This is a genomic window from Siminovitchia terrae (assembly GCF_003605405.2).
GTDB lineage: Bacteria > Bacillota > Bacilli > Bacillales > Bacillaceae_C > Siminovitchia > Siminovitchia terrae.
On sequence record NZ_QYTW02000006.1, the window covers coordinates 35,478 to 49,272 of the forward strand.

Genomic DNA, 13,795 nt, shown 5'->3' on the forward strand with positions numbered 1-13,795 from the left:
ACTTTTTTGGATCATAACGACCGTGAGTAAAAACATCTTCAATCAAATGCGCCTTGGCGTATTTGCGCCCAGATTTTATCGAGCTCCGCTCGAAAAATTCCCTCTGAAAATCTGTGGCATCCGCCGGAGGCTTTAACTTTATTCAGCCGGGGTTTGAACCCCCCTTGAATGGAATACCAACATGCATTCATCTCTCCACTTTCAGAAGTGGGAGACTTCTGCTGAATGAAGTTAAAAGTACCCGTGACGTTCCTAGTCACAGTTCTAAGGTGGAGTGAGCCGTTTCTCCCTTTTCATGAGAAAAAAACTGAATAACAAAAGGCATGTTCAAAGCTTACGTACTTTGACCATGCCCCCGGTTCAATGTGTATATCATTTCTTTTTTATAGTAATTGTCCACGCAGCCTCACTAAGCAGTTCAAAATTGGTGACTTCATACCCAGATTCAGCCGCCCAGCGCGGAATGCTTTCTGTCGCTTGTGTACAGTCAAAATTGATGACCAACTCATCTCCTGCTGAAATTTTCTCGATTGCCTCTTTTGCTTCCACTAACGGAAATGGGCAAACCTGGCCCATTACATCCAAAGTTGTTGTCATTTGAAACCCTCCTATGCGGTTACAGTTGTATCGGATACAACTGTATTCTTTTTGTTTTTTGGGCGGACAAAGACAAAATACGATGCCGTCCACGTTCCTAAAATGATAAATAATAAAGAAACCCAGCCTTGCCATGTCATCATAGCAGTCATGACCAAACCATTTCCGATGGAGCATCCGCCAGCAAGGCTTGCACCGAATCCCATCAAGTTACCGCCGATGAAACTGGATATTCCTGTTTTTACATCAGGCATTCTGAAACGGAATTCCCTGCTTCCTTTGGCTGCAGTAAAAGAGCCCAAAAATATCCCTAGAACAAGAAACACGCCCCAGTTAATATATTCCTGATTACCACTCACAAGAAATTGAAGAATATTAGCGGAGGGAGTTGTAATTCCCAAACCAGCCATTCTTCCAGTCGCTTCACTAAGCGGCCATGCCAAAATGGCAATTCCTCCGACAAGAAGAGCTGTAAAAAATGGATGCCAACGTTTTTCAAAAAGCAAATGGCTCAACCCTGTTCGTTTAGACTTCATTGTCGGAATGGAAATTTTAGGTTTCTTCAATTCCCTTACAATGAGCCAAAGGACAATCGCAATAAATACAACGATATAGACCCAAACAGAAATTCCAGTCGATTCTGCAATGGAATTGGTGGATATTTTTACAGACTTCATCGATTGATCAACCGGAACCAAGACTCCTGACTTCATCACAGCGCTCATAAACATATACCCGAACAAAGCAATCCAACTACCGAGTAGCCCCTCTCCTGCACGGTACCATGTTCCTGTCGCACAACCTCCGGCAAACACAATTCCAATTCCAAAAATAAAAGATCCAATGATGGTGGCCACCCAGGAAAATTCCCCTGCCACAAATTCAATAGCTCCGAATTGGATTAATGTATAAACACCGATGCTTTGAACAGCAATGGCGATCAATAACGCATAAAACATGCGGTAATCTTTAGCGATATACATATCACGGAATCCGCCTGTTAAACAAAAACGACCCCTCTGCATGACAAAACCGAGCAGCGCTCCGCACAAAAGACCCGTGACAATCATTTGAAACATCCCTTTATCCTCTCCTTTTTAAAACACAGTAATCACATTGGTTTTATAATATAATTGTAAATGTTTCATATACCATCGTCAAGAGAGTAATTTTCTTGTAAATATAAATGGTAAAATGTATTAGACAATTTGGTGTTATTCAAACTTGGCGGTGCTTACGTTTAACCGTGGAATCCGGTTGCGTCCAAACTATCGGGTACAATCGAAAATGGGCTGTTATACTTATTGTTGCAGTCAGTTCGGGCATAAAGAGAATCAGAAATCAAATTCGCCTTGGCGTATTTGCGCCCAGATTTTATCGAGCTCCGCTCGATAAATTTCCTTTGAAAATCTTTGGCATCCGCCGGAGGCTTTAACTTTATTCAGCCGGGGTTTGAACCTCTATTGAATGGAATAGCAATATGCATTCATCTCACCACTTACAGAAGTGGGAGACTTCTGATGAATGAAGTTAACAGTGTCCCAAGACTTTTACAATTATTGGAATACCATCAGAAATCCTTCCCACTTTTACAAACTCGTCAAATGATGGAGGTACATATGAAATACGAAGTGATACTGTTCGACATGGATGATACCCTGTTTGACTTCAGACTTTCAGAAGAAGAGGCACTGCAAAAAACATTTTTGGAATTTGGTATGCCGAAAGGTGTGTCGGATTATCGTACAAGTTATAGGGAAATCAGCTCCATATTATGGGGGGAGCTAGAACAAGGAATGATCATGTTGTCCGAACTGAAGGTAGAAAGATTTAGGAGGCTTTTTTTGAAGCATGGGCTCGAAGTAGATGCCAAAGAATTCGGAAACAGATACTTAGAAAACTTAGGTAAAGGGTTCCATCTTAAGCCGGGTGCAGAGAAACTATGCAAAAATCTTTCGGATTACCGCCTAGCTGTTTTATCAAATGGATTTCACACTGTCCAAGAGTCCCGAATCAAAAAATCGGCTCTTAACAATACATTCGTGGATTTAATTACGTCCGAAAGAGCCGGCTACCAAAAACCTGACTCAAGGATTTTTGATTATGCATTTTCCAAACTCCAAATTGAAGACAAGGACCGAGTGTTAATTGTTGGTGATTCTTTGACTTCTGATATTAAAGGAGGAGTAAACTACGGAATTGACACATGCTGGTTCAATCCCGATCACCGAAAAAATTGTACTGATGTTCTGCCGACCTATGAAATTCAGGAATTGACAGATCTTCAAAAAATATTGTCTAAAAGTAAGTGTAAAGAAAATTTTATTGATTGAAGAACGAAAAAAGGAAAAGGTGAAAAACGGCATTAAAAATGAGTATCTCCTTCAATCAAATGCGCCTTGGCGTATTTGCGCCCAGAATTTATCGAGCTCCGCTCGATAAATTCCTCTGAAAATCTGTGGCATCCGCCTGAGGCTTTAACTTTATTCAGTTGGGGTTTGCCTCCCACTGAGTCGAATACCAATAGGCATTCATCTCACCACTTACAGAAGTGGGAGACTTCTGCTGAATGAAGTTAAAGCAAAAGAAGCAGTTGAACGGGATGCCGCACCATATACCTCTTGATGCTTTTAAAAAAACTAAACAAAATAATCAATAAAAATGAGTGCAGAGAAAGCTCTCTACACTCATTTTTTATTCCATTTTTTGTGAAGGTAGGTAAACTCGAACACTATGCGTTCGTCTTTAAATTCTTTAAAACATTATATCCAAAACAGAAAACCCCCAGCACAGTAATGGCTCCGCCCAGCGTTGCAACCGGAAAGAAGACCGGACTGACTCCTAAAATGGCAAGTGCAATGCTGATCATCATGACAGGCAGCCCGATATTATGAAGCCAAAAATGGGCTTTGGCGGAGGATGTCAATGTTAAATGTGGAAATAACAAATATAAAATTCCGGCAATTGCAAACGACATCCAGCCAAGCAGATTCATATGCACATGGACCGTGGACAAGGCGAACACATGAGTAAATGACATGTAAAGCCCCAAGGAAATGGCTATGAGGAAATACACAACAGCAATCTTGATCAGTCTGACCCCCATAAAACCCCCCCTAATCTCTTTATCATTAATAAATATATGAGGAGGGCATATCGAATATGCGTTGGCTGAATAATAAATTTCTCTTAAGCTAACCTCCAAGTCTTCGAACCCCGTCCCTGATTTTCGCTTTATACTTTTCAAGAAAAAAATAAATATTGAGTGGCTTTTTTTTCTTTGGTTGGTACACTTTCACAAAAACTCGCTGTCTCTTTCTGCATAATTTCAGGTCTGTATTTCGCCCTCCAATCTTAGCATTTATGAGCATCGGCTTTACAAACTGATGGAAATTCAAACAAGAAACGCTTAAATTTATATCCCAGCAGCCTTTAAACAGCTTTTGAAGATCAGAGAACTTCCCCTTAAATATCAAGGTGTTTGGATTCTCCCAACTGACCGATAGCGGAGCATACAAATCTTCCATTTCTTTTCGTCTCCGAAACTGCAAAAAAAGGATGATCTTATCGTGGAAAAGCGGCTCAATTTCTTTAAAGTGGACCCGGCCTTCGACTTTAATACCTGTTTCTTCATCAAATACAACATTAGTCATTTCCGCTCTGAGGCCTTCAAGATAAATCCTTTGTTTGCTTTGTTTTCTTGCCTCCTCAAAAATGACCTTCCATCTCTCTTCCAGCTTTTTATTCCCAAACCTTTTGGTTATCTTTTTTGCTTCTCTGCTTAAAGCACTCCTTTTCTCTTTATTTAAGAAAAGATCAATCATAGCATCAGCTAAACCTTTTATATCCCCAGGATCAATTAGCAGGCCATTTTTTTCATGTGTGATGATATCAGTCGGTCCATATTTGCAGGCATAACAAATGACGGGCGTTCCAACACTCATGCTTTCAACAATGGACATGCCGAATGCTTCGGATTTGGATGTCATTAATGAAAAAGCTGCCCTTTGGAAAGTAGTATCTACATCATAGGTAAAACCTTTTATAAAAACATGATTTTCCAGCCTTAACCTGCTAATCAGCCTTCTGTACCTATCTTCTTCCCTTCCAAATCCCCAAATCTCAAGCTTCGCCTTTGCCACTTTTTTGACCACTCTTTTAAATGCTTTAATTGCATGAGGAATTTGCTTGATTCCTTCATAGCGAACAAGCATGACCGCGGTGTACGGGTCATGCTCTTCCGTATTTTTGCTCGGCATTAAAGCTGGGTGACCGGCCGTATGTATCGTGGATCTCCGACCAAAGCGGCTGGCAATATCTTCCGCTTGGCTATCCGTTAAAGTTACAACTGCATCAAGCTGATTCAAGCGATTAAATAATAATTCATTTCTTTTTACAAGGGGACTCCCATATTGATACGGTGACTGCAGATGATTACTGTGTAAAACTGCTACTTTAACCGCCTTAGTATCCTCGATTCCCATGAGTATTCTGTCCGTAAAGCGGCTATCGGACAACAAAATCGTTTCCCTGTTCTTAAAAATCGATTCAACAAAATGCCGACGATAGCCTTTTACCGTTTTAAACGACTTGATTTCGCTGCCATTCTGATCCAAAAGAGTATATCTCCCATACAGAAAACACCTTTCAAAAAAACGCCGTCCATCTTTGGTAAGCAATAATTCCTTTATTACTTTCCCATTCTTTTTATCAAACTGCGTCACTTTCCTTGGTCGCCCCTCAAAGTCAAACAGCACACGTTGGTAAATCGAATCATCTTGAAAAACTGTCTGTGTCAATTCACCCGTCTTCTCGATTTCCGACTGATTCATCAGAAATTCGTACACATTGTAATGCTTGATTTTATCATTCCAAAGTCTGATATCTTTATAATGTTTTATCACTTGATCATAATCTGGATTAAAATCAAAAGTGATCAATCCAATATCATCATAGAGTCGGCTTAACTTGTTAGCTCGCTGGATGGCTGCCCTCGTCAGCCCACCCCTTACTTTTTCAATCGAATGCAGCATAAAATACACGGCACAATCATTCAAAGCACTTCACCCTTCTATTTTCTTTTTATAGGCATGGACAAATAAAGACATGATTAAACAATTTGGAGCGAAATCACATCGAAAACGTGGCTGCTCTTATATTTAGTCCTCATGTGCTATCATAAAGTCATCTAAATTAAAGGAGTGACTAGATTGTTAGAAGTACTCCCTGTCATCGTTCCAGTCAAATCTTCTTTAAAAAGTATTAATTTTTATTTACTTAAAGCTGATCAGTCCCTGTTATTGATTGATGCTGGTTTAAATAATGACGATTGCTGGGACGCTTTGAACAATACATTAAGTAACAATGGATTTGACATAAGTGACATCACCCATATTTTCCTGACGCATCATCATATCGACCACGTTGGACTCGTAAACAGAGTAGTTTCGGCTAACCCAATTCCAGTATTCGCCCACCCCCTCTCTTTTCCTCGATTAAAAAGAGAGCCAGAATTTATACAAATGAGGATTGAGTTCTTTGACCAACTATACAGAGAAATGGGATGCGGAGAGGCTGGCAAGAAACAGGTGGAACATCTAAGGAGAGCGGCGGAAGTAAACCAGTCGCAAAAAATCGAATGTGGGCTGTATGAATTAACCGCTGGAGCCTTTGAAAATTTCAAAGTGATTGAAGTACCTGGTCATGCGCCTGATCAAATGGCGCTCTATAATCCGGATACACAGCAGCTTTTTGCTGGCGATCTCCTGATCAACCATATTTCTAGCAATGCCCTCGTTGAGCCTGACGAAAATGGAAATAGAATCCAGTCACTCTCCCTTCATTTGGAATCAATGAAGAAATGCTTGGGACTCCATATCGACACCGTTTTCTCAGGGCATGGCACGGTGATTGAAAATCATCGTGAACTGATTGAAAGAAGAATCGTAGGGGCTGACAGAAAGGCGGATAAATTCCTTTCACTGATTGATGCAGGTTGTTCAACTGCAAACGAAGTTGCAAAAAGGTATTATGGGGATACATATGAGCGGCAATTTTCACTCGTTATGTCAGAGGTGATTGGACACCTGGACTATTTGGAGGGGATGGGTAAAATTGGGAGATCACTTAAAAATGGGGTTTGGACATACGAATGACATTTGATAGATATCACAAAGTAGTTTTTTATGAATACTTGGCGACATATCAAGTCTAAAAACAATATTTAGAGGAACTCAATAAATTCCATGATTTTTCTAAAGGTAGTAATAAAAAAATATTTTAGACTAAACAGCATTTTAATCCCATGATTCAGATTTTTATTGATGTTGGCTCTCTTGTCCACCAGAGTAGTATATATGGTTCATCGAATAGGCTTGCATGACTTGTACTGCAACCAGGTGGATAGAGAATAGGCGAAAACCCTCGTTCAAAAAAACATATACAAAGAACTAGACTAACAATCCTCATTTTTTGTGTAAAACTGATTGAGGTGATGTTTACTTGCAACTTATTATGATGATCATTTTTGGTGTTATTATAATATTTATTGGCTATCTAATCTCCCGAAAAAATTTACTCAATTTCATTATTGGCTATACTAACCTAAATGGTTTTAGAAATGAAAGATCCTATGCAATTTCTATGGGGATACTGACCATAGTAACTGGAACCATAATAATATTATTTTCTTTAGGAAGGTACATTTATGGAGAGAACGCTGACAAAGTGTTTATACCAGTAGCGATTGTTCTTCTGATTCTTTTCTTTGTGATTGATAATTTATGGCGTTTCAAATTCATAAAGCTCCACAAAAGAAATAGATAAAATGGTTCAATTGCATACTATCACCTAAATTATAGATAGGGGATGACCTTATTATTTCGGCCCAAGAGGAGCTACAAGAAGTATTTGGCAATAAACCTGTTTGTTTTTCATGGTTAAAAACTCAAGATTTAGGTGTGTAAGCACACTTTATCAAGTATCTTAAAACCCTATCTTTCAACTCATCATGAATGAGCAACTAGTTTCTGACATGACCAGTTGTCAGACATCGCTTTGTTTCCAGAATACGCAAATATAATGCTTTTAACAGGGCATTCCCATAAGGGTATGCTCCTTTTTTGGTCACTTTCCTGGCATGGCATGGTGATCGAAAATCATCGTGAACTGATTGAAAGAAGAATCGTAGGGGCTGACAGAAAGGCGGATAAATTCCTTTCACTGATTGATGCAGGTTGTTCAACTGCAAACGAAGTTGCAAAAAGGTATTATGGGGATACATATGAGCGGCAATTTTCACTCGTTATGTCAGAGGTGATTGGACACCTGGACTATTTGGAAGAGAGGGGGAGGGTTGATAAAATTCACGTAAATAACACTTGGTGTTACATGGAAAGCAAGAGAAGGTGACAAACCTTCTCTTCCATAAAAGTGCGTGTTCAAAAAAGTTGCCAAATTAGAAGCAAGAAGGTCGAGGCGGCGCAGGTTCGAGCAGCGGAATGTATGCTTTTAAATACATGAGCAGCACAGAAACAAGCCAACGAAGAGATTCGCCGCTTTTCATTTGGTAACTTTTTGAACATCCTCTAAAAATCAAATTTTGTTTTCAACTATTTTACTGATAGCTTCTTCGGTTGTTAATATAGCTTCCCTATCAATATCCCTGGTCCACAGCAATCCATCCGGTAATGGATTCATTTTATTTTCAAGGCTAGGAAATGTATTATACAAGATTATATCTTTATATATTTGGGGCATGTTCAATCCGGCTTGAGTAAAAAAGTAAGATGTTGTAAAAAAACGCATATTGATTTCGGTTGGATTAGGAAAATCATTTTGATCATAGGTCATGTCTACGCCATATACACCATGTGGATTTTCATCAATAGCTAGTACAGTATCTAGTGCAACCTTATCCACTATATGATCTGAATACGTCTCTCCTACTCCTGTTATTCCGGTTACACCTGATATCGTCCGGTTTCCAAATCCCCATGATTTTCTCCGTCTCGTTTGGGCTACTACTAGGTCCCCTTCAAACCAAATAGATAACCATGTCACTGTTTTGGATGATTGAAGCAGTTCTGATGCGGTAAAATTCCCCCAACCATTGTAAATATCTATCCAATGTTGGGCAAATTCAAAGTCATTAGTAGGCAAAGCCCCCTTACCTCCGGCACCAACTGTATGTCTCAACCATATTTTACCGTTATTATCTCCCAACAACTCAAAGGAACGCTTTAGATCATCACGATCTTTAATGATCATTGTCTTCGGTACTTTGATTCCGTTTGCCTTCCACATTTTATATGACAAATATTTATTCGTACAAATTTCAATTACACGATGTCTCGGCATAAATAATTTCGTTCCTCTTGCCAGAATTTCATCCCTAAATAATGATGCCTGAAGAATTTCTCTATCATTCATGAAAACTGCAAGATCAGGCTTCTCCTCATCGATAACCTGCAGCAGAGAATTTTTATATTTCTTCCCTAATGCATACTCATAAGGGATATATTGTTTCGAGTCGGCTTGTGAGCTGATCAGGTCAAATGGATTTCTTGAAACCCCGATGATCTCTTCATGTCCATTTAAGTATTTCCAAGATTTAATGACATTTTCAGCGGGGGCTACACCAACATCTGTTATTAATATTTTTTTCATTAGAGGAACACCTCATTAATTTATGGAATTGTTTTGATTTCAGTTGACTCTTCTCAAGTTATCCTTTATACCTTTCCATACTATAATGACCCTGGGCATGAATACCTTCCTTTTTAAATACTTTTTTCGTAGTTAAAAGTAATATTTTTATATCCAACCAAAAAGATTGATGATCCACATACCAAATATCTAAATGAAACTTTTCATCCCAGCTAATGGCATTCCTGCCATTCACCTGTGCCCAACCTGTTATTCCTGGTTTAACATCATGTCTCCGCGCCTGATCCGGGGTATATTTATCAAGGTATTCCATTAGTAATGGGCGCGGCCCAACTAAACTAAGGTCACCCTTGATTACATTAACCAACTGGGGCAATTCATCTAAACTGTACCTTCTTAGAAATTTTCCCGTTTTTGTCAATCGAAATTTTCCCGGAAGCATCTGCCCATTCTCATCTCTTATATCATTCATCGTCCGAAATTTGTAAATAATGAACGGCTTTCCATGCAGTCCCGGACGTGTTTGCTTAAAATGAATTGGAGCTCCATCGCTTACAAAAATGGCAATGGCAATGATTAGGAGAATTGGAGAGAACAGAATGACCAAAAAAGTGGCTCCCAAAACATCGACTACTCTTTTCACAATTATCCCTTCCTCGTAAACACGCTGATACTTGCTATTTTCTCTTTCAAATCTGATTTAATGGATGATTATATAAAAAGAAATATTGTCTTTTTTTACTGATTTTCTTCGGATTTTTTACCTTTATATCAGTTCCTTCTAAAGCATGGATAGCATTATTTTTAAAATATTCACATAAATCTAGCGAGTATTTGTCTTTAATATATTCATATGCATTCATTAACTCAAATTTTCTCCGAACAAAGTGATGTGCATCCGATGCTATAAAATGAACGAGGTGATGGTCTAGCAAATGCAGTGCAAAGTTTTTTAATCGCCTTCCATGAATACCTAGAATACTGGCTGCCGTGACTTGGATCAATATTCCGTTTTCGACTAGATGATAAAGATTCTTGGGGTTTTTTCTTAATTCCCTATTCCTTTCCGGATGGGCAAGAATGGGAATGAGCCCTATTTCCTTTAGTTTGAGTAACGCCTTATCAATATAGTCCGGATAAAACCTGCTGGGAGGCTCCAGTAATATGTACTTCCCATTATTATTTAGCGTTAGAAAGTCATCCAAACTATTGTCTATTTCTTTTAGAATATTTTCGTGTAAATGAAATTCTACCCCGGGATGAACAGACAAAGGAATACCCATTTTTTTTAATCGTTGATTTACCTTCTCTGTCATTAATAAAATGACAGAAGGATCATTTTCATAAAAATGCTCCTTATGACGATGTTTATGATGAGGAGTTGCAATGACATGGGTAATACCAGCTTGCGCAGCTTGTTTTGCCAGCAGGGTCATTTCTTCCCAATTTTGCGGTCCATCATCGAGATTAGGCAAAATATGGTTATGAATATCTACAATCATTCTTTTCCTCCCTGGAACCTTTCGTTTGCTCTTAAATTAAGAACAAGGATTGACCACTAATCAATAAGCCCTCTGTATGCTGGAAAGTAGTTTTTTTTCACTTTGAATCGTCCTGTGATATCGTCTAATATTTTATTATATTTTTTGGGGTTATATACTTTCTTCCCAATGTAGTAATCAAAATTTTTATTATTGGTAAAGGATGTCTTAAATTTAAACAACCCATCATCATCTGTATATCCTCCCCCCAAATGGAGAAGCTCTGATCCCTTTGATTTACAAAATTCAATCATATAATCAAACAGAGCATTATTTGGTTTAACAAAAAAATATTTCGTTTTTGACGCACCAAGATGATAATGGGAGTATTTAGGCCCGATAATGACCATAACAGCTGCAACAATTTCACCATTATATTGAGCGAAAATTAAATATGTTTTACTTATACTTGTATTTTTCATCTGTTCAAAAAAGTAGTTGTCATCAAAATAATAATAGCTATCTGCTTGATTACGATCCATGGTCTCCTTATATAATTCAATAAATATTCTAATGTTTTCTGGGGTGTTTTCAGCTAAATAACAGAAAACGCCTTCCCTTTTAGCTTTTATAATGTTTCGTTTATTCATTGATGTATATGTTTTTCGGATTTCCTCCATGGGCAAAGTTAAATCCACAGCAGTAGTCTGCCTGATATATTCAATATCCATGACTTTTTTACAAATAAAATAGTTTTTATTGATGGGATGGAACCTGATTGTTTCAGTTATAATGTTATTTTCTTTACAATAATCCTCAAAATGACGATAAAACTGACCCATCGACTCCTTGTTTCCCTCGAGTAGAGGTCCACCGTATCCGTAAGGTGTGACAATATCATAAACAACTTCCTTATTCCACTCGAACTTTCTTCTAATAAATGGATAGATTATTTTTGTACCCTTATCTTCAAAATACATAGCAAATAACTTACCATTTTCTTTCGCAGCAAATAAGCGGCCATATTCAAATGTATAATAAATATCCACATCTTTAAATTTCATTAATACCTCATTCCACTGTGCAAGTGTTTCTATTATTTGAATCAGTATCATTCCATTTCCACCACTCTCTTAACAACTGCCTAAAATTACATCTCATCATTGCTTGTATTCTCTTTTCTCCATTTAATAAATTCAATCACTGCTTTATATTCGTGGATCTGTTTCTTATCAATCCCTGTTTTCTTTAATTCACTGACAAATTCAATCCACTCATTTTCAATATATTGTTTTTGTTCTTTATCCGTTCCTATGATTGTTTTGATGTCTACATCTAAACCAGCCGCTATTTTATGAATCACTTGAATAGAGGGATTTTCATTTATACTTCTTTCAATTACGCTTAGATAGGACTTTGATATATTAGACCGCTTGGCTAATTCTGATAACGTCATTCCTTTTTTTCTTCGAATATTGTAGATTTTTTTTCCTATCATTGGTTAATACCTCATTTTTCTCCTATAGTTTTTGAGTATTGTATTTGAATGTTTTCTTGTGAACGAGGTTACTTAATACCCCATGGGTATACGTATATATCATCAAATGCGCCTTGGCGTATTTGCACCCGGATTTTATCGAGCTCTGTTCGATAAATTTCCTCTGAAAATCTGTGGCATCCGCCGGAGGCTTTAACGTTATTCGCCGGGGTTTGAACCCCACTGAATGGAATACCAATATGCTTTCATCTCACCACTTATAGAAGTGGGAGGTTTCTGCTGAATGAAGATCAGATGCGCCTTGGCGTATTTGCGCCCAGATTTTATCGAGCTCCGCTCGATAAATTTCCTCTGAAAATCTGAGGCATCCGCCGGAGGCTTAACTTTATTCAGCCGGGGTTTGAACCCACACTGAATGGAATACCAATATGCTTTCATCTCACCACTTATAGAAGTGGGAGGTTTCTGCTGAATGAAGTTAAACAACTAGAAAATGATCGTATTTTATCATAGTGGTTCCTACTTTATAATCATTCTGCTGTATAGCATTCTCTTTCCCTTTTATATTCTCTATGATATTTTTTATAAAATTTTGTCCAGATTCATGAGCATGTAAGTATCCTCCCCCAAATCTCGGATTAATTTCAGACACTACATAGCCAGATTCAGTCTTAAAACAATCAATATCTATTGGCCCAACCGGCTGAAGAATTCTTATAAGGTTTTCAATTATTTGCTTTAATTCCGGATCTTTTACAGCTATGGATTTATCTGTTTCTCCGGCCCGCATGGTTATTTTTCTTTTTAAAAATATATTTATAGTTTTTTTATTTAGTAAGTCTATATAACAATCAGCACCAAACTCCTCGCCCGTTATAAAAGGCTGGATAATAAACTCCCGATGTCTATTCTGGGCCTCCTCAAGCTCTTTAATAGAAGTAACTTTATGAATACCGATACTGGCACTGCCTTTTCTCGGTTTCAGTATTAAAGGAAAATCAATTGTATTATTATTTAGATCTTTAATTACCTCGCTGATGTCAATATAAGTTGGAACAGACGGAATATGATGTTTTTGCAAAAATTTGTATGTTAAATATTTGTCATAGCATATATCCACCACATCTTTCTCCGACAAAAGGGTCACAATGCCATCCTTTTTAAGTTCATCTTTAACACGTGCTAACAATGTTAGCTCAGGATCAATTAGTGACAATACGCCTTTGATTTTATATTTATTACATAGACTTTTAATATGCGAAATGTATTCAGGGTGGTCTATCCGTGGAACAACTTCATATAGATCGGCGTGGTACAAGGCTGCAGCTGTCCTGTCACAGTCTACTGCAATTACTTTTCCCCCAACTTTATGAAGCTCTTCTTTAAAGAATTGAATGAGCTTAACTCTGCGTCCAGCACTGCAAATTAGTATGTTCATAAAAAAACCCTTTCTAAAGTGACTTAAAGTGCGTGTTCAAAAAGTTGCCAAATTAGAAGCAAGAAGGTCGAGGCGGCGCAGTTTCGAGCAGCGCAATGTATGCTTTTAGATACA

Annotated in this window: 16 protein-coding genes; 3 read left to right on the plus strand and 13 right to left on the minus strand. The window is 38.0% G+C overall.

What is annotated here, in order from left to right; translation table 11 throughout:
- Positions 1-38: 38 nt before the first annotated feature.
- The 3 genes from D5F11_RS26180 to D5F11_RS08250 form a co-directional block, all read right to left on the minus strand.
- The gene (locus D5F11_RS26180; protein ID WP_185830577.1) at positions 39-191 is read right to left on the minus strand and encodes a hypothetical protein; all 153 of its coding nucleotides are present in this window, start codon (positions 189-191) and stop codon (positions 39-41) included.
- A gap of 181 nt (positions 192-372) precedes the next feature.
- Positions 373-597, minus strand: a complete 225-nt coding sequence (locus tag D5F11_RS08245) for a sulfurtransferase TusA family protein (protein ID WP_120118887.1) — start codon at positions 595-597, stop codon at positions 373-375.
- An 11-nt stretch (positions 598-608) separates the two neighbouring features.
- On the minus strand, positions 609-1,667 hold the full coding sequence (locus D5F11_RS08250) for a YeeE/YedE family protein (protein WP_120118918.1): 1,059 nt from the start codon (positions 1,665-1,667) through the stop codon (positions 609-611).
- 549 nt (positions 1,668-2,216) lie between these two features.
- Here D5F11_RS08250 and D5F11_RS08255 point away from each other — a divergent pair.
- Entirely contained in the window at positions 2,217-2,930 is a 714-nt protein-coding gene (locus D5F11_RS08255) for a YjjG family noncanonical pyrimidine nucleotidase (RefSeq protein ID WP_120118917.1), read from the plus strand.
- A gap of 32 nt (positions 2,931-2,962) precedes the next feature.
- Here D5F11_RS08255 and D5F11_RS26185 read toward each other — a convergent pair whose 3' ends face one another.
- The 3 genes from D5F11_RS26185 to D5F11_RS08265 form a co-directional block, all read right to left on the minus strand.
- Positions 2,963-3,121, minus strand: a complete 159-nt coding sequence (locus D5F11_RS26185; protein WP_185830579.1) for a hypothetical protein — start codon at positions 3,119-3,121, stop codon at positions 2,963-2,965.
- A gap of 207 nt (positions 3,122-3,328) precedes the next feature.
- Positions 3,329-3,703: a cytochrome-c oxidase gene (locus tag D5F11_RS08260; RefSeq protein WP_120118886.1), complete on the minus strand. Its 375-nt coding sequence runs from the start codon at positions 3,701-3,703 to the stop codon at positions 3,329-3,331.
- Between the two features lie 88 nt (positions 3,704-3,791).
- The gene (locus D5F11_RS08265; protein WP_120118885.1) at positions 3,792-5,654 is read right to left on the minus strand and encodes a glycosyltransferase; all 1,863 of its coding nucleotides are present in this window, start codon (positions 5,652-5,654) and stop codon (positions 3,792-3,794) included.
- A gap of 153 nt (positions 5,655-5,807) precedes the next feature.
- Between D5F11_RS08265 and D5F11_RS08270 the strand changes: the two genes are divergently transcribed.
- Together D5F11_RS08270 and D5F11_RS08275 are read left to right on the plus strand one after the other, a co-directional pair.
- Positions 5,808-6,752 carry an MBL fold metallo-hydrolase gene (locus D5F11_RS08270; RefSeq protein WP_245998147.1) on the plus strand — a complete coding sequence of 315 codons (945 nt, stop codon included), beginning with the start codon at positions 5,808-5,810 and terminating at the stop codon, positions 6,750-6,752.
- A 955-nt stretch (positions 6,753-7,707) separates the two neighbouring features.
- Complete coding sequence (locus tag D5F11_RS08275) at positions 7,708-8,007, plus strand: hypothetical protein (protein ID WP_126646527.1); 300 nt, start codon at positions 7,708-7,710, stop codon at positions 8,005-8,007.
- Between the two features lie 183 nt (positions 8,008-8,190).
- Here the strand turns inward: D5F11_RS08275 and D5F11_RS08280 are convergent, their stop codons facing one another.
- From D5F11_RS08280 to D5F11_RS08315, 7 genes are all read right to left on the minus strand, one after another.
- On the minus strand, positions 8,191-9,264 hold the full coding sequence (locus tag D5F11_RS08280; protein WP_120119014.1) for an ATP-grasp domain-containing protein: 1,074 nt from the start codon (positions 9,262-9,264) through the stop codon (positions 8,191-8,193).
- Between the two features lie 58 nt (positions 9,265-9,322).
- A complete protein-coding gene (locus tag D5F11_RS08285; RefSeq protein WP_281277081.1) occupies positions 9,323-9,910 on the minus strand; it encodes a sugar transferase in 588 nt (195 codons plus the stop codon).
- Positions 9,911-9,953: 43 nt separating this feature from the next.
- On the minus strand, positions 9,954-10,766 hold the full coding sequence (locus D5F11_RS08290) for a tyrosine-protein phosphatase (protein WP_120119016.1): 813 nt from the start codon (positions 10,764-10,766) through the stop codon (positions 9,954-9,956).
- 56 nt (positions 10,767-10,822) lie between these two features.
- Positions 10,823-11,860: a lipid II:glycine glycyltransferase FemX gene (locus D5F11_RS08295; protein WP_120119017.1), complete on the minus strand. Its 1,038-nt coding sequence runs from the start codon at positions 11,858-11,860 to the stop codon at positions 10,823-10,825.
- A gap of 35 nt (positions 11,861-11,895) precedes the next feature.
- Complete coding sequence (locus D5F11_RS08300) at positions 11,896-12,243, minus strand: helix-turn-helix domain-containing protein (RefSeq protein WP_120119018.1); 348 nt, start codon at positions 12,241-12,243, stop codon at positions 11,896-11,898.
- Between the two features lie 198 nt (positions 12,244-12,441).
- Positions 12,442-12,681, minus strand: a complete 240-nt coding sequence (locus D5F11_RS08310; protein ID WP_126646529.1) for a hypothetical protein — start codon at positions 12,679-12,681, stop codon at positions 12,442-12,444.
- 40 nt (positions 12,682-12,721) lie between these two features.
- Positions 12,722-13,681, minus strand: coding sequence for an ATP-grasp domain-containing protein (locus tag D5F11_RS08315; RefSeq protein ID WP_120119020.1), 960 nt, complete (start codon positions 13,679-13,681; stop codon positions 12,722-12,724).
- Positions 13,682-13,795 lie beyond the last annotated feature (114 nt).

Bases quoted from the DNA above. Each gene is read 5' to 3' on its own strand.
- D5F11_RS08295 (WP_120119017.1), bottom strand. From the start codon at position 11,860: ATGATACTGATTCAAATAATAGAAACACTTGCACAGTGGAATGAGGTA.
- D5F11_RS08275 (WP_126646527.1), top strand. From the start codon at position 7,708: ATGCTCCTTTTTTGGTCACTTTCCTGGCATGGCATGGTGATCGAAAAT.
- D5F11_RS08300 (WP_120119018.1), bottom strand. From the start codon at position 12,243: ATGATAGGAAAAAAAATCTACAATATTCGAAGAAAAAAAGGAATGACG.
- D5F11_RS08250 (WP_120118918.1), bottom strand. From the start codon at position 1,667: ATGATTGTCACGGGTCTTTTGTGCGGAGCGCTGCTCGGTTTTGTCATG.
- D5F11_RS08280 (WP_120119014.1), bottom strand. From the start codon at position 9,264: ATGAAAAAAATATTAATAACAGATGTTGGTGTAGCCCCCGCTGAAAAT.
- D5F11_RS08315 (WP_120119020.1), bottom strand. From the start codon at position 13,681: ATGAACATACTAATTTGCAGTGCTGGACGCAGAGTTAAGCTCATTCAA.
- D5F11_RS08260 (WP_120118886.1), bottom strand. From the start codon at position 3,703: ATGGGGGTCAGACTGATCAAGATTGCTGTTGTGTATTTCCTCATAGCC.
- D5F11_RS08310 (WP_126646529.1), bottom strand. From the start codon at position 12,681: ATGAAAGCATATTGGTATTCCATTCAGTGTGGGTTCAAACCCCGGCTG.
- D5F11_RS08255 (WP_120118917.1), top strand. From the start codon at position 2,217: ATGAAATACGAAGTGATACTGTTCGACATGGATGATACCCTGTTTGAC.
- D5F11_RS08290 (WP_120119016.1), bottom strand. From the start codon at position 10,766: ATGATTGTAGATATTCATAACCATATTTTGCCTAATCTCGATGATGGA.
- D5F11_RS08245 (WP_120118887.1), bottom strand. From the start codon at position 597: ATGACAACAACTTTGGATGTAATGGGCCAGGTTTGCCCATTTCCGTTA.
- D5F11_RS26180 (WP_185830577.1), bottom strand. From the start codon at position 191: ATGAATGCATGTTGGTATTCCATTCAAGGGGGGTTCAAACCCCGGCTG.